A 19684-nucleotide genomic window follows, 5' to 3' on the forward strand; every position below is an offset into this window, starting at 1 on the left:
CCTTCAAGTGTATTCTACCAAAAGTATATCACTAACTTATATACGTGGCGAATATTATGTATCGTTATGTATTGTAACAAAAAAATGTACCTTTATACTATACAAAAATATAAGGTATATGCTAAAAAACGAGAGGCAGGGGACCTCTCGCTTTTCTATATATAGGGGTATTTCACTTGGAACTCAAGGGTTACTCAAATTAAGAATGTACTTTTAACTTTTTAAACTCTTCTGTTAATAAAGGAACCACTTCGAATAAGTCGCCAACAATACCATAATCAGCTACTTTGAAAATACTTGCTTCTGGATCTTTATTAATTGCAACAATTACTTTTGAATTAGACATACCTGCTAAATGCTGAATCGCACCAGAAATACCGCATGCAATATATAAGTCTGGCGTAACCACTTTACCTGTTTGTCCAATTTGTAATGAGTAATCGCAATACTCTGCATCACAAGCACCACGTGATGCTCCAACAGCGCCACCTAGTACGTCTGCTAATTCTTTTAACGGTTTAAAACCGTCTTCACTTTTCACTCCGCGTCCGCCAGCAATAATAACTTTCGCTTCTGAAAGGTCTACACCTTCTGCTGTTTTACGCACAACATCTTGAATGATTGTACGTAAATCTTTCACATCAACTGTAATAGAAGACACATCACCTGTACGCGCTTCATCTTTTTCAAGTGGCGTAATGTTATTTGGACGAACTGTCGCAAATAGAATGCCATCTGTTACAATCTTTTTCTCAAACGCTTTACCAGAATAAATTGGGCGCGTGAAGACAACATTTCCACCTGTAACTTCTAATGCAGTTACATCAGAAACAAGGCCAGCTTCAAGTTTAGCAGCTAACTTTGGTGATAAATCTTTGCCAAGTGCTGTATGTCCAAAGACAATACCTTCTGGCTTCTCTTCGTCATACACAGCTAAAAATGCTTGTGCATAGCTATCAGATGTATATGATTTTAACTTTTCGTTTTCAACTGTCACAACGCGATCTGCACCGTAATGAATCAATTCATTTGCAAATGATGCAACGCTTTCTCCAATTAGAAGGCCAACCACTTCACCGCCTTCTGCAATTGTTTTCGCTGCTGCTACCGCTTCAAATGAAACGTTACGTAGTGATCCGTCACGAACTTCACCCATTACTAATACTTTACGAGCCATAGATTTTCCCTCCTGCATATATAATTTCGTATTTTATTAGATTACTTTCGCTTCTGTATGGAGCAACGATACAAGTTCTTTTACTTGATCTTGCAGCTCGCCTTGTAACACTTTTCCAGCATCTTTCTTAGGAGGCAAATAGATTTCGATTGTTTTTGTTTTTGCTTCTACATCATCTTCCTCTAAATCTAAATCATCTAATTCTAGTTCTTCAAGCGGCTTTTTCTTCGCTTTCATAATACCTGGAAGCGATGGATAACGCGGTTCATTTAAACCTTGTTGCGCTGTTACTAAAAGTGGTAGCGATGTTTCAATTACTTCCGTATCCCCTTCAACATCGCGCTCAATTTTCACGCTTGTGCCGTTAATTTCAAGCTTTGTAATTGTAGTTACATATGGAATATTTAGTGCATCCGCTACGCGTGGTCCAACTTGTCCAGATGCACCATCAATCGCTACATTTCCACCTAAAATTAAATCTACTTCTTTATCTTTTAAATATTCAGCAAGCACTTTTGCTGTTGTAAATTGGTCACCATTCTCAACATCATCTTCAATATTGATTAATACCGCTTTATCACAGCCCATCGCTAGCGCAGTACGAAGTTCTTTTTCACTGTCTTCGCCACCAACTGTTACAACCGTAATTTCCCCACCTTGTGCGTCTCTCACTTGAATCGCTTCTTCAATCGCATATTCATCGTAAGGGTTGATGATGAATTCCGCTTCGCCATCATAAATTGCACCGTTTTTAATTACAATTTTCTCTTCTGTATCAAATGTTCGTTTCATGAGTACGTAGATGTTCATTCCATTTACCCCCTTGTTTTTCAGAAAGATTCCATCAATTTTAATATTCTGTTAATTTATGTTAAAAAATAATTTGAACTACCTACCACTAAATGAAGGTTTGCGTTTTTCTAAGAATGCCGCTATCCCTTCTCTTCCATCTTCACTCGTAAACACTTCACCAAATATTTGTGCCTCACGCTGCACACCTTCATAATAATGAGATGATTTTGTTGTTTGTAACAACTCTAACACAGCACGAGTTGTCGCTGGGCTTTTTCCAGCAATTTGCTTCGCAATTTTGAGAGTCTCTTCTAAAAGTGTTTCTTCTGAAAACACGCCGTTAACAAGTCCAAATTCTAATGCTTGTGCACCTGTAATTGGTGTACTTGTTAGCATCATTTCACAAGCCTTTGCTTTGCCAACATAACGTGGCAGACGCTGTGTACCTGCAAAGCCAGGAATAAGTCCAAGCGTTAGCTCTGGTAACCCAAGCTTTGCACTCTCAGTTGCAAAGCGCATGTGGCAAGACATAGCGAATTCAAGGCCACCGCCAAGTGCAGCTCCATGAATTGCCGCAATGACTGGTTTTGAGCACTTTTCGACACGCTCAAACGTAACTTGTCCAAGCTGTGCTAGCTCCGTTGCTTGTTTTGCTTCCTCAACAGAAGTAAACTCTTTAATATCTGCTCCTGCTGAGAAGAAGCGCCCTTCCCCATGAAGAACAACAACGCGGACATTTTCATCCTTTTCGACTTGATCAATTAACTCAGTAACGTCATGCATCACTTGTGAAGACATAGCGTTAGCTGGCGGATGATTCAATGTCGCCACCGCGATATGGTCTTCTACTATTACAGATAGAAATTTCAACATGATCCCTCCCATTATTGACGGTAACCACAAGCTGAAATAAGCAGTCCATGTACCGTTTTTGAAAGTGCGACCAAATTATATTTATGATCGCTCATTACCCAATTGGTCACAACTTCATCTACTGTTCCAAAGATCATTTGCCTTGCTATGCGAACATTTAAATCCGCCCTAAATTCTCCTTGTCTTATACCTGTTTCCAAAATTTCATCGATGACTTGTAAGTACCCTTTTAATACTTCATTTATTTTGAGGCGTAACTCTTGGTTGGATTGACGAAGTTCTAGTTGCGTGACAATAGCAAGAGGATCATTTTGCGACAACAGCAAGAAGTGCGTTTCTACCAACATAAATAACTTCTCTACAGCGCTTTCAATTCCTGCTGTTTTTTGACGAATTGTTTCTATAAATTCTCCCATCTTCTCTTGGAATAAGGATATTAATATATCTTCTTTATTTTTAAAATATAAATAAATGGTTCCATCAGCTACACCAGCTTGCTTCGCAATTTTAGAAACTTGCGCTTGATGGTATCCATTTTCTGCAATCACAATAACCGCAGCATCTATAATTTGGTTATATTTTGGTCGATTTTTTTTCACTTTACTGTCTCCTTCAAGAAGATGAATGACTGAATGAATAATCATTCACATCTCAATAATACTGACTATTTAAAAAATTGTCAATCCTATATTTCAAAAAAGAAAGGGCCTTAGCCCGTCTTCTCGTCCTCTTTCTTCTTTTGTTCTTCATCTATAAGGACACGGCGTAAAATCTTTCCTACTGTTGTTTTTGGTAACTCACTTCGAAACTCATATACTTTTGGAACTTTATAAGCAGCCAAATATTTACGAGCAAACTGATCTAACTCTTCTTCAGAACAAACTTCCCCTTCTTTTAGCACAACAAAAGCTTTCACAGTCTCCCCTCGATATGGATCTGGGACACCAATCGTAATCACTTCTTGCACTTTTTCATGCTCATATAATACTTCTTCCACTTCGCGCGGATAAACATTGAAACCGCTGGCAACAATCATGTCTTTTTTGCGATCCTTCACATAGAAAAATCCATCTTCGTCCATATAGCCAACGTCACCTGTGTGTAACCACCCATCCTGTAATACCGCCGCTGTTTCCTCAGGCTTATTCCAGTACCCTTTCATAACTTGCGGGCCCTTCACTACAATTTCACCAATCTCACCTGCTGGTAAATATTCTCCTGTTTCAAGCGACATAATGCGTGCTTCCGTATCTGGCCACGGAACACCAATACTACCCGGTACACGCTTCTCCCATAAGAAATTGCCATGTGTGACTGGAGATGATTCTGTGAGCCCATACCCTTCTACTAACTTCCCTCCTGTAACCCTCTCAAATTTCTCTTGCACCTCTACTGGAAGCGGTGCAGAACCACTAATACAAGCACGAATGGAAGAAATATCATATTCCTTAAGAAGTGGGCTATTTAAAAGGGCAATATAAATTGTCGGGGCCCCTGGAAATAGTGTAACCTTATGTTTTTTAATTGCTTCAAACACCATTTTCATATCAAACTTCGGAACTAGCACCATTTTATACCCTTGCATAATGGCTAAATTCATTACAGCTGTCATCCCATACACATGGAAAAACGGAAGGACACCAAGAATAACTTCTTCTCCCTCTATACAGTTATATAACCAATGCACACCCATCAGTGTATTTGATACAAGATTTTTATGCGTTAACATAACTCCTTTCGGAAAACCTGTCGTACCTCCCGTATATTGTAAGAGTGCTAAATCACTTTCAGGGTCACACGGCACTTCTACCATTTCATCACTTTCTTTTTCTATCGATTTCCAAACATGAATCGTATCACTTTCCGTTACTTTCACAACAAGATTCGTTTGCTTCTTTTGTACGAAGGGATAAAGTAAGTTTTTGGGAAACGGTAAAAAATCTGCAATGCGGGTTACAATAACGTGCTCCACCTTTGTAGCAGACTGAACATTGGTGACTTTCGGAAAGACTAGGTCAACACAAAGAATAACCTTCGCTCCAGAATCATGGAGTTGATATTCTAACTCCCTCTCCGTATACAGGGGATTTGTTTGTACCACTATACCACCTACAAGTAACGTACCATAATATCCGATCACAGCTTGCGGGCAATTGGGTAACATAATCGCAACTCGGTCACCTTTTTTCACACCAAGCTTACGAAGATAATTTGCAAATTGATTCACCTTACGACTCAGCTCTGAAAATGTAATATCCTTCCCTAAAAAATGAAGCGCTTTCTTTTCTGGATACCGAGAAGACATCTCTTGTAAATATACATGGAGCGGCCTAATATCGTAAGAAATTGTGTGTGGAATTTCCTCTGGATAAATTTGTAACCAAGGTTTTTCCATCCTCATTCCTCCTTCCTGTTCTTACACGAATAAAATGAATGTCCATTCATGATGATTGTTTTCATTATATTACAGTCATAATTGCGTTACAATCATAATATTCTGACTTTTGACCAACTATTCCACAACACACAGAATAATGTCGTCCCATTCCTTATACTTCTCCTGTTTTTCTTAGAAATTCATATTTTAAAAGCTTTATAGCAAAAAAAATATACCCTAATGTTCTAAAGAGTATTTTTTGTCAGAATAGAAAGAAAAAGATTGACACTTCCAAACCCCTCATAGTATGATTTCCGTGTTGATAGTGATAATCTTTTTCAATTAAACGGATTATCGCATCGTAAAATACTTTCTTTGGGGGAAAAAAATGAAAAAAGTCGTTAGCATTCTTATGGTTATTCTTCTATTCGTTGTCGGATGCGGACAGCAAAAAGAAGAGAAAAAGGAAACAAAAACAGATGACAAAAAACAAGCGATTACAATTAAACACGCTGAAGGTGAAACAAAGTTAGATAAACCAGCAAAAAAAGTTGTTGTGCTTGAGTGGGTATATGCAGAAGATTTATTAGCACTTGGCGTTCAACCTGTCGGGATGGCTGATATTAAGAACTATAATAAATTGGTAAACACAGAAACAAAACCAAATAAAGATGTGGTAGATGTAGGTACACGTCAACAACCAAACTTAGAAGAAATTAACCGCTTAAAACCGGATTTAATTATTACAGCTTCATTCCGTAGTAAAGCGATTAAAAATGAGTTAGAACAAATTGCACCAACAATTATGTTTGACCCATCAACAAGCAATAACGATCATTTTGCAGAAATGACAGAAACATTTAAGCAAATCGCAAAAGCAGTTGGAAAAGAAGAGCAAGGTAAAAAAGTATTAGCAGATATGGACAAAACATTTGCTGACGCAAAAGCAAAAATTGATAAAGCAAACTTAAAAGATAAAAACATCGTAATGACACAATCCTTTACAGCAAAAAATGTTCCAACATTCCGTCTGTTAACAGACAATTCTACAGCGGTACAAATTACGAAAAAGTTAGGTTTAACAAATGCATTTGAACCTGGTAAATCTGAACCAGACGGCTTCAAACAAACAACTGTAGAAGCACTACAAGGTGTACAAGATGCAACCTTCTTATACATCGTAGCTGATGACGATAACATTTTCGATAAACAGCTAAAAGGGAACCCAGCATGGGAAGAATTGAAATTCAAAAAAGAAAATAAAATGTATAAATTAAAAGGTGACACTTGGATCTTCGGTGGCCCTGAATCTGCAAAATCATTAGCAAAACAAGTTGCAGATGTAATGACAGCGAAGAAGTGATTGCATAATGAATAACTTACAGCATACACTTCGAGCAAGTCTTGTATTCGGAGGAGGAGCAGCTCTCTTGCTCCTCCTTTTCTTTATTCATATCGGACAGGGACAAGCAAATATTTCTTACAGTATGATTATGGATGCTCTCTTTTCTCCAAATCAATCTCTTGAGCATCAAACATTAATTATGCTGCGGTTGCCACGGGCTGCCATTGCTATTTTAGCTGGTGGTGCTCTAGCTGTATCAGGGGTTATTTTACAAACTTTAACGAAAAATCCACTGGCTGAAGCAAGTACAATGGGGATCCATTCAGGGGCGTATTTCTTTCTAGTCGCCGCCACTATTTTTTTACCGAAATACTTACAAGTACACTCTCTCCTTTTTACATTTATCGGAGGAGCGATAACGGCTTTGTGCGTATATCGTATTTCTGGTGGTAAAAAAGGAACTCCCCTACGCATGGCATTAGCTGGTATGGTTGTGACACTAATGCTTTCTGCCTTTACCGGAACAATGCAGCTTTTTTATGAAAACGAAACAGCTGGTCTATTCCTATGGGGGGCAGGATCACTTGTACAAAATAACTGGGATGGTGTTCAATTTGCGGTTCCATTTGTTGTTTGTGCCTTTTTGGTTGTACTGTTTATGTCACGTAAACTAAATGTGCTTCTTTTAGGTGATGATGTTGCTGTTTCACTTGGAGAAAAAACAGAAGTAACGCGTTTTATCGCTTTTATTGCAGCTATTTTTTTAACAGCAGTCGTTGTAACAGTTGTTGGACCAATTGGTTTTGTTGGCTTAGTTGCACCGCATCTAATGCGTCTGATTGGCTATCGACAACATCTCCCGTTGCTTCTCTCCTCTTTCTTATGGGGAGCTATTTTATTACTTGGAGCAGATGTCGTTGGTAGATTAATAGACCCAACTGGTGCTGAACTTCCTGTAGGTGCTGTTACTGCAATAATTGGTTCACCGTGGCTTATTTACTTAGTTTATCGCATGATGAAATCAAAACAATATATGAGCGATAATGGAGCAAACGCAGCCGGTGCTAGCTCAAAATATTTCTCTTATAAAAAAGTCATCTGCATTTCGATTGTTCTTTGTATTGTAACCGTTGCACTTGGCGTTACACTTGGCAGTAATACTTATATCGAAAACATAATCAATGTAATAACAGGGCAGCTGACCCAATTTGATAAAAATATGATGATGAACCTTCGTTTACCAAGGATGCTCGTCGCTGCTGTTGCCGGAGGATGCCTTGCCATAAGCGGACTAGTCTTTCAAGGAATACTACGAAATCCGCTTGCGGATCCATCTATCATTGGTATTTCATCTGGAGCAGGTGTCGGTGCTTTAACAATTATGTATGTCTTCCCTGCACTTCCAGGAGTTTTCTTACCAATCGGTGCATTCATTGGTGGACTATTTGCAGTTGGAGTTGTCCTCTTCTTTTCATGGAAGTCAGGATTTAACCCAACAGCCCTTGCATTAATTGGAATCGGCGTATCAGCACTCGGTTCCGCTATTATTCAAATCTTTATCGTGAGGGCAAACTTGAACGTAGCTGCTGCATTAACTTGGTTATCAGGCAGTACCTATGCCAGAGGGTGGAATCACTTAGAAAATATAATTTTATATCCCTCTCTTATTCTCGTACCAACGATATTCTTCTTAATGAAACAGCTTGATGTTCTCATACTTGGAGATGACTTAGCAACAGGACTTGGACAACGTGTAGACAAAACACGTTTCGCACTTATTATCCTAGCAACGTTGCTCGCCTCAGTGAACATTGCTGCCGTTGGTACAATCGCTTTCTTAGGACTCGTTGCACCGCACTTAGCGCGCATCGTTGTCGGGATGAATCATCAAAAATTATTTGTTTGTTCAGCGCTATTTGGAGCTATCCTTCTTTGCATCGCTGACTTACTTGGACGAACCATTGTCTATCCGAAAGAGATTCCTTCTGGGCTAGTAGTCGCTGTCCTTGGTGCTCCTTATTTCTTGTGGTTAATGAGAAAAAGCGGGAAGAAAGTTAGTTAAAAATGCAAGCTTCTTTTATTTAGAAGCTTGCGTTTTTTATGTCATGGCAAATTTCAGTGCGGCATAAATTAACATACGCCTTATAAAACAAATATAATACGATCATAGTATATTATATAAAAGATACTTCTTTTACTTCATCACCACTCTTTGCCTCATTCTCTACCCACTTAATATACGAAGTACAATGAAGATTCCCCCTAATTTACATATTCCCAAACATATTGTAGTATGGATCGAAAATTAAATAAGAGAAGGAAAAACGAATCCTTTCACGAATTTACCCTATGAATGTAACCATAGGGGGGATAACATGTACCAAACAATTGAAGGCTTTTTAAAAACATGGAAATATGAGGCTGATTCTACACAAAAGGTATTGGATGCATTAACTGATGAATCTTTAGCACAAGAGATTGCACCTGGGCATTGGACTTTAGGTAGAGTTGCTTGGCATATCGTCACTGCGATTCCAGTCATGCTATCAGGAACAGGCTTACAATTTGAGGGGGAAGCAAAAGATTATCCTATACCGACTTCCGCGAAGGCAATTTCGGAAGGTTACCGTAAAGTAAACAAGGCTTTTGTAGAGGCAATCCAAACAGAGTGGACTGATAAAGATTTAACAACAATTAATGATTTCTTTGGGCGTCCAATGCCAAACTCTATTTTTTTGATGACTCTCATTAATCATCAAAATCACCACCGCGGTCAAATGACTGTTTTAATGCGCCAAGCTGGATTAAAAGTCCCAGGTATTTATGGGCCAGCTAAAGAAGAATGGGCCGCTGCAGGAATGGAAACTCCCAAAATGTAATGACATAAAAAGACAAGGTGGCTGAGCACCTTGTCTTTTTATGTAACTTGTTTCATGTGAAACTTTATAGTGCATCTTCGTTCTCAATATTTCTAATTCCATAATAAGCAATCACAATGCCAATAGCCGCAAGCGCGAATTGAAGCGGGAGAAAGGTTGCTAATGAGAACTCCGGCTGATTTTGACATGCAATCATCACAACAATTAAGGACGACACAATCGTTGTTGGAACAGAATATTTGCGCATACCGAAATATAATGGAATTAAACCTGCTCCTGCAGCTGCAACAGCAAAAGGAATTGCTTTTATACTTTCTTGAATTAACTCTCCTATCGTTATTGTATTCGGAATAACTAGCATAAAACTATTTAATGTAAAGAAGACACTTACTATAAAAATGTTAGATAGTAAGACTGTTATGAATGTTAATATTGTGGTAATTAATAACTTACTTGCAATGATTTTTTTTCGACTAATCGGATACGAAAACATGAGCAATATTGTTTTATTTTTATATTCTTCAATTACTAATTTTGCAATTAGTACTCCTGCAAAGACAATAAATGTTCCTCTCACCATTACACTCGCCATTAAAAGAATACCTTGAGGATTTCCTAATTCTACATCCCCTTCAATTTGTGACACATAGCTTACAAAAAACAACATCGCAACCATCACTACATTTGCAATAATCGCACCTTTCATATACCACCCAAGCTTACATTTCTTTATTTCTAGCTTTATAAGTTGCAGCATGTTATCCCCCCTAGTTCATATGTTATAGTGAATAAATCCTCCTGTTCGATTTTATTGTTCATTAACTGGTAATACTTTACGATAACTTCTAGATAGAAAGTTCAAATAAATACGGAGATACTTCCAACTAACATAGGCGATACTTCCCACGATTCCACCTATAATCAGAGCCCCAACCATACTCCACTCCTGAGGGATTGATAAACCAGGTCCAATATCTATTTGTACCCATGTAGCTCCAAAAGAACGAATAATACCTGCAATCAATATAAGTACAGTACAAAAACCGAAACCGTACGCAATCGTTGCCAAAACTGGAACAACAATAACGCTTAATAGTCCCGTCGTACAGTAAAAAAACAGCATAGCAAATATGTCACTGACGGAACGAGTTGATTTTTTTCGCATGATATATTCACCTCTTCTGATTATTATTTGATATATATAGTGCCTTTTTCGCTTAAAAGCTCCGCCTTATTTGATGCATCACCGATTACACCTTCTTTTGTTTTTTCCGTATTCGTTCTTTTCTTAAATCCATTTAAACTCACTACTATATCGGATGAATCGCTGTTAGCAGCAAGCTGTAATGAGGTTGGAGCCTCTTTATAAGACACACCAATATCTCCTGATTTTGTTTCTACAAGTAATGACTTTCCTTCAAGATTGTATCTGTATTTAAGCCACATCCATTTTATTCACTTTATGATAAGACAGATAACCAATTGTAAGACCTAGTAGACAAAGTGCAATCGGTACTACAATGAAGTCAAACAAACTAATCTGTCCTTCCCCATTAGTAACAGTTGAGTTAATCAATAATCCAATTACTATAGACGAGGTGATCGTTGTAGGAGTTGACTTTTTCCTCATGCCAAAATATAAAGGAACTAAACTAATTCCAGCCATCATAAATGCAGTAAGAAAAGTAGCTGGAATGGTAGCAATAATTTGTGCCATAGTAACAGGTGTTTCAAAAAAAACTATAATTGGGTTTAAAAAGAAAATTAATATATTGATGATACACGTAGAAAGAATTATGGTAAAAAAACAAAATCCAAAGGTAATCGCTAACTTAGCTTGCATTATTTTTTTTCGCTCTAATGGATAGCTAAACAATAATTGCATTGTTTTACTTTTGTATTCATCAATTACTAAACGCGATAAAATGACAGCTGAAAAAATCATAAATGTTGTTCTAATAAAAATATTTGTTAAAGACATAAATCCCGCATAATCTGAAAACATTTGCTCACCCTCAGCTTTAGAACCCCATGCCATAAGAGCAGTAGCAACGAAAATTGATACAATACAAATTGCGATTCCTTTAAGATAACGAGATAAGCGATGTTTTTTCCATTCTAGTTTCATAAGTTTAAGCATGGATTCCCTCTCCATTCACAAGATTTAAGAAATACTCTTCTAATGAACTATGCTTTTTGTTTATGCTTTCGATTTCCACATCATTCACGATCAATGTTTTCGAAATTGCCTGCTGCATTTCTGTCATTTCATACACGCGAATAATACTCTCACTCATAATCTTGTAGTTTGTTATGCTGAGTTTATTTTCTAAAACATAAGCCGCTCGTTTCACATCTTGAACGTGAATTTCAATATACTCCGATTGTTTACCATTAATACTTTTCATTGAAACTTCTTTTATCAATTTTCCATTTTGAATTACGCCAATCGTATCCGCCATTTGCTCCATTTCTCCTAAAATATGGCTAGAGATTAACAAGGTAATTCCATATTCTTTGCAAAGCATTTTAAATAAGTCGCGCAATTCTCTAATACCGATTGGATCTAGGCCGTTAATTGGCTCATCTAAAATTAATAGCTCTGGCTTTGTCAGAATCGCTCTGGCAATTCCTAATCTTTGTTTCATCCCCAGTGAAAAATCTTTTACTTTTTTATTCTCCACGTTGTGTAAATTAACAAGGTCTAATGCGTGCTCAATTCCCTTCTTATCGTAGTAACCCATATATTCGCAATGAAGATATAAATTTTCCTGAGCTGTTAATTTTTCATAGAAAATAGGATATTCAATAATCGTCCCCATTCGTTTTAACACTTCATAAGAAGTATCTGTTAATTTCTCACCAAAAATTTCAATATCTCCGCTCGTCGGTTTTATTAAATTAGTAATCATTTTCATAATCGTTGTTTTACCAGCACCATTCGGTCCTAAAAAGCCGTAGATTTCTCCTTTTTTCACATGCATATTAACCCCTGAAATTACTTCTTTTCCTTGAAATACTTTTGTTAGCCTATTTGTTTTTAATATATATGACATATCATTTTCCCCTTTCGCCACATCTTTATATGTATATCATAGTCAATGAAAGTCTCTTTTTTCTTACCCATTCCTTACAAATTCCTTAAGTCAAAAAAGCTTGTAGAATTCTCTTTTCTACAAGCTAAAATTCGATCTTTTTCAGCACAATTGTAAATACTGTTTTCTCATATGGCTTACTGGAAAGATGAATTTCGCCGCCTAACGATTCTACAAGTCGCTTTGTGATGGTGAGTCCAAGACCGCTCCCTTGATATAATCGATTCCTTGAATCTTCTAGCGTATACATACGTTCAAATACTTTATCAATATGAGATTCATCAATTCCTTTCCCGCGGTCCCATACTTCAACATACACGCACCTATCATCTTCTCTTAATGTAATACCAAGCGTTTTTCCGTCATATCCATACGCAATCGCATTAGATATTAAATTATTTAACACTCGGCCTAATACTTCAGCATTTCCAAGTGCATACACATTCTTCTCTGGTATATCAATCCGTACCTCAAACCCTTTCGTCGTTACTAAATCATAAAAGGATAAAATTTTCTCTCGGCACACTTCATTCATATTCACCTTTGTCATTTCGATTGCTTTATCACCAGATTCCAACTTTGCTAAATCAAAAAACTTATGAATAAGTTCCATTACTTCTAGCGTTTTCAAATGCACTTTTTCTAGCAAAACTTGTCGTTCTTCTTCGTTCATCTTTTTATCTACATTTAACATTTCTGTATATCCAAGAATAACAGTAAGCGGCGTTTTTAAATCATGTGAGATGTTAGATAACATCTTTCTCATCGAAATTTCAACCTTCGCATGATCTGCATTCGTTTTCTGTTTCGCATCTAACAAATAATTAATTGCTACTAATAATTTTTGTAATTCTTGATCATCCGTCATAACCAATAACTTTTCACCTGTTTGTTGCTTTACAATATCCTGTAACTTTTCATATGTATAGTGTACATTTGCACTCTTACTTTTCCCAATTCTATATTGAAAATAAATAACGCCCAATAATACACAGATAACAATCATTAAAAGAGCTGTCATACTACATCACTTCCAGCTTATAGCCAATGCCCCATAGTGTTTTAATATATTCCGGATTAGATGGATCATCTTCAATCTTTTCACGTAAACGTCGCATATGAACATTAATCACATTATCATCACCATAATATTCTTCATTCCAAATCAGATTATAAATTTGTGCTTTTGTAAATACACGCTTTTGATTCTTTACAAATAGTTTTAAAATCTCAAACTCTTTCAAAGTAAGTTTTAGTTGTTTTTCTTTTTTTTGCACAGTGAAGTTGATCGGATCAATTTTCAAATCACCAATCTCAATCATTTCTTCCTTCTGCTCCGTGGCTGAATACTTTGTCGATCTTCTAATGCCTGCCTTTACCCGGGCTGCCAATTCAATCATAGAGAACGGCTTACAAATGTAGTCATCTGCTCCAAGACCTAAACCGATCGCCTTGTCTACATCCGTATCCTTCGCAGACATCATTAGAATGGGAACAGCACTTTTTTCTCGAATGATTCTCACAACCTCTAAACCGTCTAACTTTGGCATCATGATATCGAGAATGATTAAATCAAATGAGCCTTTTAGAAACGCGAGAACTCCTTCTTTTCCATCGGATGCGATTGTTATTTGAAAGCCCTCTTTTAATAAATATGTTTCAACCATCTCTTGAATGGAAATGTCATCTTCTACTAATAAAATATGATTTGACATGCTTCTATCCCCTTTTTACAAACATTAACAATTCAATTGTAACTGAAGTCAATAAAGGTGAAAAGAATTATATGAAAATTCAATCTGACTTCATTTCTTTTCACAACAATGTTATGATGAAGTTCACTACTATTGTTTATAATTAACTTAATATAAAGGAGACTTACCATGTCAGAAAATAAAAAAGTAAGCTTAGCTGATTTAATGCGCGAACAACTTGCAAAGAAAAAGCAAGGGAATGGAAATGGCGCAAATGCGAAAAACCAAAATCAAGCAACAAAAAAATTACAAAACCAGCAAACAAAAAAGCCAAATAACCAACGTAGACGTACAGGTGTGTAAATGAACGGACAAAAACGATCTAATATTTCACCAGGCCTTGAAGTTGATATTGTGTTAAAGCAAGATCAACGAACTGGGAAGCTAACAAGAGGAATTGTCAAAGATATTTTAACGAATTCACCATCTCATCCACACGGCATTAAAGTACGATTGCAAGATGGACAGGTTGGCAGAGTGCAAAATATTATTTAATAAAAAAAATGAGCTCATGTAAAATTGAGCTCATTTTTCTTTGCACTAACCTTTAATTTTTTCGATAAAAACTACTTTTAAGTAATTACCTTCTTTAAATTGATCAATCGTACGGAAATCTTCTGGCAAGGAATGTTCTTCTAATATTTTATATTTACCATTCATTTCTTTAAAGGCTGTGTCGATAAAGCCTTTAAACTTTTTCATATCGAACGTACTACAATTTGTGGAAGCAACGATAATACCGTTATTTTCTGTAATGGTGATTGTTTCTTTTAATAGGTTTTTGTAATCTTTCGCTGCACTAAATGTATACTTTTTAGAGCGTGCAAAGCTTGGTGGATCTAGCACAACCATGTCAAACTTCATTTGTTTCTTCGCTGCGTATTTAAAGTAATGGAATACATCCTCTACGATAATATCTTGCGCTTCATAGTCAATGCCATTTACGCTAAATTGCTCAATTGTTTTACTTAAGCTACGATTCGCAAGGTCAACGCTTGTTGTTTTTGTCGCTCCGCCAAGTGCTGCGAATACAGAAAACGCTCCTGTATAAGAGAACATATTTAATACTGTTTTTCCTTTTGCATATGTGTCACGAATTTGTTTTCGAACGTTGCGCTGATCTAAAAATACACCTACCATTGCTCCGTCATTTAAATACACCGCAAAGTTTACACCGTTCTCTTTTACGATGATTGGGAACTCACCTCGTTCTCCAGCAACAAAATCATCGTCTTCAATATATTTTCCTTTTGTATCAAAGCGCTTCTTCTGATAGATTCCTTTGAAGTTTGCTACTTTCTGAAGAGCTCCAACGATTTCGTTTTTAAAGGAATAAACCCCTTCGCTATACCAGCTGATTACATAATAACCATCGTAATAATCAATGATTAAACCGCCAAGACCATCACCTTCACCGTTTACAACACGAAATGCTGTTGTATCATTCGATTTGTAAAAACCTTTTCTCTTATGTAACGCTGATTTGATTTTTCTTTCAAAGAAAGCTTGGTCAATGTGCTCTTGCTCTTTTCTTGTTAAAATCCAGCCATATCCTTTATTTTGCTTTCCATAATATCCTTTACCAAGAAATTGGTTCTGCTCATCAACAATTTTGATGATAGTTCCCTCTTCTCGTATATCATTTAAGTTTTGAATTGCATCTTTTAAAATAAGCGGGTAGCCACTTTTAATTTCTTTTATAAATTTCGGTTTTATCTTTACAATTACTTCTGATCGCATGTAATGTCTTCCTTTCCATTTGAATGCTTTCTACCTATTAGGAAGCATTTAAAAAACGAGACGGAAAAAACAGCCTCGTTTCACTATACCATATTATTGCTTTGCGAGTACAACCAACTCGTTACCAAAGACAACCGTTATATATTTATACGATGTAAAAGATAAGACTCTTATCTAGAGATCAGTCTTAGAGCAATGTCCAACAGAAAAAAACTGTACATAAACAAGAATAAATAAGAATTTTCATTCCTCTCAAAAACCCAATAATGAATTTTTAATATTGTGGTTTTTCACGAAACCATAATGTAGCAATCCATTTTTCTCCTTCATGTACTGCGCAACCTTCATGCAATGAAAGTGGATGCGGTTCATCTGTCCCTCTTTTACAATTTTCAAAAACTAATAATTTCCCTTCACTTGGAGTAACTGTAAGATTCAGAGAGGGAAAAAAAGTTTCTCCACCTGCATCAACTGTATTCAAATAAAGAATAGCTGTATAAAGTCGTTGTCCCCCTTGTTTAACTTGGTTCCTCCCACCTTCGTGCCAGGTACCATAACAATCAATATGGGCATCAAATTTCCCTCCAACTTCATATCTCGCTGCCTGTAATGGCTCAGCGTGATTAAGCGGCAAGGGCATAGCAGTAGCAATAAGTTCAGATACTTTACTAACAAGCCCATGTGAATAGTGTGGAAGCCAAGTAAAATCTGATTTCCTTTCCCCTGTATGTCCATAGGCTTGTGCGGGTTGGATGTGCTTTTTAGATAGCTCGATTAACTCTTGGCATTCTGCTGGTGTAATTATTTGTTCATACTGGGCTACAAAAGGCTCATCATGGAGAACAATTGGCGTTTTATTCATAAGGTATAATCCTCCTCAAACTTTATTGAACGACAGTAGTATATTATGTGGGTGAAACTGGATAGGTGTTACGAACAAGGGTTAATAAAATGGAAGTCTTTTTTAGATTGAAAATCCCTTCATCAATAAACAATAGATTTAGATAAATTTCCCAATATATTAATTTCTACAAAAAAAGACTTTCTTTCAAAGAAAGTCTCTTTTCCTCATTTTTCTACGACAACTTCCCGCTTCTGAAAAATAGAAATAATATATCCAACAAACATACCGATGATTCCTGGTAAGAGCCAACCGATTCCTACATTGTAAAATGGAATCTTTTCTAACATAGGCGATAATGCTGCAATTTGAATCTGAGCATTATTTAAACCATCGAAGAAACTAACAACAAATGCCCCTACAATTCCACCCACATACATTGCTAGCGGGATACGCATGTAATTTTCAATTAGTGATAATACGATTAATACGATACCAATTGGATAGATTGCGATTAAGATTGGTAACGCTAATGCATTTAGCTGTGTTAAACCAAGGTTTGCTACCATAAATGCTAACATGCAGAAGATGAAAACAATTTTTTGATACGACAGCTTTGGTAGTAATGCTGAGAAAAACTCTCCGCAAGCTGCAACGATTCCAACCGAAGTTGTTAAACATGCCGCTGCAATCGCTACACCCAGTAGAAGAGTGCCGTAACTACCAAATAAATGATGCACAACATTTGTTAAAATAACACCACCGTTTTCTCCCATTCCAAGCGATACACTAGAAGCCCCAAGATAAGCAAGCGCTAAGTAAACAATAAGTAAACCAAATGCTGCAATCATCCCCGCAAAAATTGTCACTTTCGCAATACTTTTCTTATTGGTAATTCCTTTTCCTTTTAAAGCATTAACAACTACATTTCCGAAGACAAGTGCTGCTAATCCGTCTAATGTTAAGTATCCATCAATAAATCCTTTGAAAAGCGGATCCTTGTATGCTTCTGTCGGTGCTCCAAACTCGCCCATCGGTGTAATCAATGCTTTGATGACAATAATTGCAATAACCGCTAATAAAATTGGTGTTAATACTTTCCCAATACGTCCTACTAATTTCGAAGGATTTAACGCTAAATAGAAAGTAACTGCAAAGAAAATAAATGTAAAGATAACAAGTGGATATGCCTGACTGACTACGGAACTTGATAAAAATGGAGTAACCGCCATTTCATAAGCAACAGTTCCTGTACGCGGTACACTTACAAACACACCTAAACATAAATAAATCGCAACTGTGAAAACAAGTGCAAACAACGGATGCACACGACCTGCGAGTTTATTAATATCTCCTTTTAAAGCAATGACAATGACTCCTAGTAAAGGAAGCCCTACACCTGTAATAATAAAACCAAATAAAGCCACCCATACATCTGTTCCAGCACCTTGTCCTAACGCTGGTGGAAAAATCATATTCCCCGCACCGAAGAATAGTGCAAATAACATTAAACTTATTGCAAACATCTCAGATAACTTTAAAGATGATTTCATTTTTCTCTACCTCCTAAAAAATAATAAAAGACTAAATATTCAGAAATAAAAAACCGCTATATTTCCGCTTTCAATCCAAATTCCTTTATAAAAGAACGCAAAAAACACCCGTCCCTAACAAAGGGACGAGTGTTGAAATCGTGGTTCCACCCTTATTCTAATAAAATGAATGTATAACAAAATAAACTCATTTTATAGCTCGTGTAAATTAATAACGGTTTTATCCGTCAAGAATTACAATGCATGATGCAGTTCACTCTTGAAGTTTAGAGGTGGTAAGTGTATCTTTTCGTATTAGGAAGCTCACAGCCTAAGGCTTCCCTCTCTGAGAATCGTAAAAAATAACTCATGTCCTCATCATTACTTTTCAAAATATATTGTCGAATCTTGTTGTTTTTTTATTATATGGGCTATTTTCAAAAAAAACAATAGTTTTATTTTTTCTGACAAAAATAAAACTGAGAAACAGCTATAGCTGCTTCAATAATTGTTGTAACTCTTGCTCTGTGACATTTCGCCACTTTCCAGCTTCTAATCCAGCAAGCTTAATATTCATAATTCGTACCCGTTGTAGCTTCGTTACTGTATATCCAAACACACGGCTCATTCGGCGAATTTGTCTATTCATTCCTTGCGTTAAAACAATTCGAAATATCGAGTGATCTACCCGGGTTACTTTACATGGTTTTGTCATTCCATCTTTAATTTTCACACCACGGCTCATTCCATCAATAAACCAATCTGTAAATGGCTTATCAACCGTTACAATATATTCTTTTTCATGCTCATGATCTCCGTGTAAAATTTGATTGGCAATCGCTCCATCGTTTGTTAGCAAAATCAATCCTTCCGACGCTTTATCTAAGCGACCAACTGGAAAAATTCTCTCTGGATGATTGATGTACTTAATGATATTTCCTTCAATATGTTCCGCAGCAGTACAAGTGATCCCTACTGGTTTATGAAAGGCAATATAGATTTTTTCTTTGTCTTCTTTCTCGATTGTTTTACCATCAATCGTTACAATATCGTTCACCGTAACAATCGTACCGTGCGTACAAACCTCACCGTTAATTGCCACGCGGTCCGCTTTAATGAGGCGGTCTGTTTCTCGCCTTGAGCAGGATAATACTTCGCTTATAAATTGGTTAATTTTCATGTCGTATTCCTTTTTTCTTATAGATTATCCGAAAAGAAAAAACGTCAATCTCAGGCGTTAACTTATGCCGAGATTGACGCTTCCTTACTTCGCAAAAAA

The 19684-nt window shown here is 36.6% G+C and carries 20 protein-coding genes, 1 pseudogene and 1 other annotated feature; of the genes and pseudogenes, 5 read left to right on the top strand and 16 right to left on the bottom strand.

Annotated elements, in window-relative coordinates; all coding sequences use genetic code 11:
• Positions 1–199: 199 nt before the first annotated feature.
• From etfA to BLV40_RS04995, 5 genes are all read right to left on the bottom strand, one after another.
• The gene (gene etfA / locus BLV40_RS04975; protein WP_090687756.1) at positions 200–1177 is read right to left on the bottom strand and encodes an electron transfer flavoprotein subunit alpha; all 978 of its coding nucleotides are present in this window, start codon (positions 1175–1177) and stop codon (positions 200–202) included.
• 36 nt (positions 1178–1213) lie between these two features.
• The gene (gene etfB, locus BLV40_RS04980; RefSeq protein WP_026593580.1) at positions 1214–1987 is read right to left on the bottom strand and encodes an electron transfer flavoprotein subunit beta; all 774 of its coding nucleotides are present in this window, start codon (positions 1985–1987) and stop codon (positions 1214–1216) included.
• 78 nt (positions 1988–2065) lie between these two features.
• Positions 2066–2842 carry an enoyl-CoA hydratase gene (locus tag BLV40_RS04985; protein WP_090687758.1) on the bottom strand — a complete coding sequence of 259 codons (777 nt, stop codon included), beginning with the start codon at positions 2840–2842 and terminating at the stop codon, positions 2066–2068.
• An 11-nt stretch (positions 2843–2853) separates the two neighbouring features.
• Complete coding sequence (locus BLV40_RS04990) at positions 2854–3441, bottom strand: TetR/AcrR family transcriptional regulator (RefSeq protein ID WP_026593582.1); 588 nt, start codon at positions 3439–3441, stop codon at positions 2854–2856.
• A 110-nt stretch (positions 3442–3551) separates the two neighbouring features.
• The gene (locus tag BLV40_RS04995) at positions 3552–5237 is read right to left on the bottom strand and encodes a long-chain-fatty-acid--CoA ligase (RefSeq protein WP_026593583.1); all 1686 of its coding nucleotides are present in this window, start codon (positions 5235–5237) and stop codon (positions 3552–3554) included.
• Positions 5238–5607: 370 nt separating this feature from the next.
• Between BLV40_RS04995 and BLV40_RS05000 the strand changes: the two genes are divergently transcribed.
• The 3 genes from BLV40_RS05000 (at position 5608) to BLV40_RS05010 (ending at position 9443) form a co-directional block, all read left to right on the top strand.
• The gene (locus tag BLV40_RS05000) at positions 5608–6582 is read left to right on the top strand and encodes an ABC transporter substrate-binding protein (RefSeq protein ID WP_090687765.1); all 975 of its coding nucleotides are present in this window, start codon (positions 5608–5610) and stop codon (positions 6580–6582) included.
• Positions 6583–6589: 7 nt separating this feature from the next.
• Positions 6590–8626 carry a Fe(3+)-hydroxamate ABC transporter permease FhuB gene (gene fhuB, locus BLV40_RS05005; RefSeq protein ID WP_090687768.1) on the top strand — a complete coding sequence of 679 codons (2037 nt, stop codon included), beginning with the start codon at positions 6590–6592 and terminating at the stop codon, positions 8624–8626.
• A gap of 313 nt (positions 8627–8939) precedes the next feature.
• Positions 8940–9443, top strand: coding sequence for a DinB family protein (locus BLV40_RS05010; protein ID WP_090687771.1), 504 nt, complete (start codon positions 8940–8942; stop codon positions 9441–9443).
• 64 nt (positions 9444–9507) lie between these two features.
• On the opposite strand, the gene BLV40_RS05015 is transcribed toward BLV40_RS05010, so the two are convergent.
• From BLV40_RS05015 to BLV40_RS05045, 7 genes and pseudogenes are all read right to left on the bottom strand, one after another.
• On the bottom strand, positions 9508–10200 hold the full coding sequence (locus BLV40_RS05015; RefSeq protein ID WP_090687776.1) for an ABC transporter permease: 693 nt from the start codon (positions 10198–10200) through the stop codon (positions 9508–9510).
• Between the two features lie 51 nt (positions 10201–10251).
• The gene (locus BLV40_RS05020) at positions 10252–10608 is read right to left on the bottom strand and encodes a hypothetical protein (protein ID WP_090687780.1); all 357 of its coding nucleotides are present in this window, start codon (positions 10606–10608) and stop codon (positions 10252–10254) included.
• A 23-nt stretch (positions 10609–10631) separates the two neighbouring features.
• A pseudogene (locus tag BLV40_RS05025) lies at positions 10632–10862 on the bottom strand (DUF4097 family beta strand repeat-containing protein); the annotation flags it as partial.
• Positions 10863–10878: 16 nt separating this feature from the next.
• Positions 10879–11583, bottom strand: coding sequence for an ABC transporter permease (locus BLV40_RS05030; protein ID WP_026593590.1), 705 nt, complete (start codon positions 11581–11583; stop codon positions 10879–10881).
• Positions 11576–12499, bottom strand: a complete 924-nt coding sequence (locus BLV40_RS05035; protein ID WP_090687781.1) for an ABC transporter ATP-binding protein — start codon at positions 12497–12499, stop codon at positions 11576–11578. Before BLV40_RS05035 ends, BLV40_RS05030 begins: the two co-directional genes overlap by 8 nt.
• A 124-nt stretch (positions 12500–12623) precedes the next feature.
• On the bottom strand, positions 12624–13559 hold the full coding sequence (locus tag BLV40_RS05040) for a sensor histidine kinase (protein ID WP_090687786.1): 936 nt from the start codon (positions 13557–13559) through the stop codon (positions 12624–12626).
• A 1-nt stretch (position 13560) separates the two neighbouring features.
• Positions 13561–14253, bottom strand: a complete 693-nt coding sequence (locus BLV40_RS05045; RefSeq protein WP_090687790.1) for a response regulator transcription factor — start codon at positions 14251–14253, stop codon at positions 13561–13563.
• Between the two features lie 168 nt (positions 14254–14421).
• Here BLV40_RS05045 and BLV40_RS28400 point away from each other — a divergent pair, with 168 nt between their 5' ends.
• Together BLV40_RS28400 and BLV40_RS05055 are read left to right on the top strand one after the other, a co-directional pair.
• Complete coding sequence (locus BLV40_RS28400) at positions 14422–14595, top strand: hypothetical protein (RefSeq protein ID WP_090687793.1); 174 nt, start codon at positions 14422–14424, stop codon at positions 14593–14595.
• Positions 14596–14787 (top strand): YwbE family protein, encoded by a 192-nt coding sequence (locus BLV40_RS05055; RefSeq protein ID WP_026593594.1) that lies wholly within the window; start codon positions 14596–14598, stop codon positions 14785–14787. It begins immediately after the preceding gene.
• A gap of 45 nt (positions 14788–14832) precedes the next feature.
• Here BLV40_RS05055 and BLV40_RS05060 read toward each other — a convergent pair whose 3' ends face one another.
• The 4 genes from BLV40_RS05060 to BLV40_RS05075 form a co-directional block, all read right to left on the bottom strand.
• Positions 14833–16032 (bottom strand): class I SAM-dependent rRNA methyltransferase, encoded by a 1200-nt coding sequence (locus tag BLV40_RS05060; RefSeq protein ID WP_026593595.1) that lies wholly within the window; start codon positions 16030–16032, stop codon positions 14833–14835.
• A 274-nt stretch (positions 16033–16306) separates the two neighbouring features.
• Entirely contained in the window at positions 16307–16894 is a 588-nt protein-coding gene (locus BLV40_RS05065) for a prolyl hydroxylase family protein (RefSeq protein ID WP_026593596.1), read from the bottom strand.
• A 206-nt stretch (positions 16895–17100) separates the two neighbouring features.
• The gene (gene brnQ / locus BLV40_RS05070) at positions 17101–18426 is read right to left on the bottom strand and encodes a branched-chain amino acid transport system II carrier protein BrnQ6 (RefSeq protein ID WP_090687794.1); all 1326 of its coding nucleotides are present in this window, start codon (positions 18424–18426) and stop codon (positions 17101–17103) included.
• A gap of 118 nt (positions 18427–18544) precedes the next feature.
• Positions 18545–18796 (bottom strand) — a binding site (T-box leader).
• 99 nt (positions 18797–18895) lie between these two features.
• On the bottom strand, positions 18896–19585 hold the full coding sequence (locus BLV40_RS05075) for a 23S rRNA pseudouridine(2604) synthase RluF (protein WP_090687797.1): 690 nt from the start codon (positions 19583–19585) through the stop codon (positions 18896–18898).
• Between the last annotated feature and the right edge of the window lie 99 nt (positions 19586–19684).

The organism is Bacillus sp. 166amftsu (assembly GCF_900107445.1).
Classification (GTDB): domain Bacteria; phylum Bacillota; class Bacilli; order Bacillales; family Bacillaceae_G; genus Bacillus_A; species Bacillus_A arachidis.

What these genes read in the sequence shown, in the direction of transcription:
- etfA (WP_090687756.1), bottom strand. Translation starts at nt 1,177, where the DNA reads ATGGCTCGTAAAGTATTAGTAATGGGTGAAGTTCGTGACGGATCACTA.
- etfB (WP_026593580.1), bottom strand. Translation starts at nt 1,987, where the DNA reads ATGAACATCTACGTACTCATGAAACGAACATTTGATACAGAAGAGAAA.
- BLV40_RS04985 (WP_090687758.1), bottom strand. Translation starts at nt 2,842, where the DNA reads ATGTTGAAATTTCTATCTGTAATAGTAGAAGACCATATCGCGGTGGCG.
- BLV40_RS04995 (WP_026593583.1), bottom strand. Translation starts at nt 5,237, where the DNA reads ATGGAAAAACCTTGGTTACAAATTTATCCAGAGGAAATTCCACACACA.
- BLV40_RS05000 (WP_090687765.1), top strand. Translation starts at nt 5,608, where the DNA reads ATGAAAAAAGTCGTTAGCATTCTTATGGTTATTCTTCTATTCGTTGTC.
- fhuB (WP_090687768.1), top strand. Translation starts at nt 6,590, where the DNA reads ATGAATAACTTACAGCATACACTTCGAGCAAGTCTTGTATTCGGAGGA.
- BLV40_RS05010 (WP_090687771.1), top strand. Translation starts at nt 8,940, where the DNA reads ATGTACCAAACAATTGAAGGCTTTTTAAAAACATGGAAATATGAGGCT.
- BLV40_RS05015 (WP_090687776.1), bottom strand. Translation starts at nt 10,200, where the DNA reads ATGCTGCAACTTATAAAGCTAGAAATAAAGAAATGTAAGCTTGGGTGG.
- BLV40_RS05020 (WP_090687780.1), bottom strand. Translation starts at nt 10,608, where the DNA reads ATGCGAAAAAAATCAACTCGTTCCGTCAGTGACATATTTGCTATGCTG.
- BLV40_RS05030 (WP_026593590.1), bottom strand. Translation starts at nt 11,583, where the DNA reads ATGCTTAAACTTATGAAACTAGAATGGAAAAAACATCGCTTATCTCGT.
- BLV40_RS05035 (WP_090687781.1), bottom strand. Translation starts at nt 12,499, where the DNA reads ATGTCATATATATTAAAAACAAATAGGCTAACAAAAGTATTTCAAGGA.
- BLV40_RS05040 (WP_090687786.1), bottom strand. Translation starts at nt 13,559, where the DNA reads ATGACAGCTCTTTTAATGATTGTTATCTGTGTATTATTGGGCGTTATT.
- BLV40_RS05045 (WP_090687790.1), bottom strand. Translation starts at nt 14,253, where the DNA reads ATGTCAAATCATATTTTATTAGTAGAAGATGACATTTCCATTCAAGAG.
- BLV40_RS28400 (WP_090687793.1), top strand. Translation starts at nt 14,422, where the DNA reads ATGTCAGAAAATAAAAAAGTAAGCTTAGCTGATTTAATGCGCGAACAA.
- BLV40_RS05055 (WP_026593594.1), top strand. Translation starts at nt 14,596, where the DNA reads ATGAACGGACAAAAACGATCTAATATTTCACCAGGCCTTGAAGTTGAT.
- BLV40_RS05060 (WP_026593595.1), bottom strand. Translation starts at nt 16,032, where the DNA reads ATGCGATCAGAAGTAATTGTAAAGATAAAACCGAAATTTATAAAAGAA.
- BLV40_RS05065 (WP_026593596.1), bottom strand. Translation starts at nt 16,894, where the DNA reads ATGAATAAAACGCCAATTGTTCTCCATGATGAGCCTTTTGTAGCCCAG.
- brnQ (WP_090687794.1), bottom strand. Translation starts at nt 18,426, where the DNA reads ATGAAATCATCTTTAAAGTTATCTGAGATGTTTGCAATAAGTTTAATG.
- BLV40_RS05075 (WP_090687797.1), bottom strand. Translation starts at nt 19,585, where the DNA reads ATGAAAATTAACCAATTTATAAGCGAAGTATTATCCTGCTCAAGGCGA.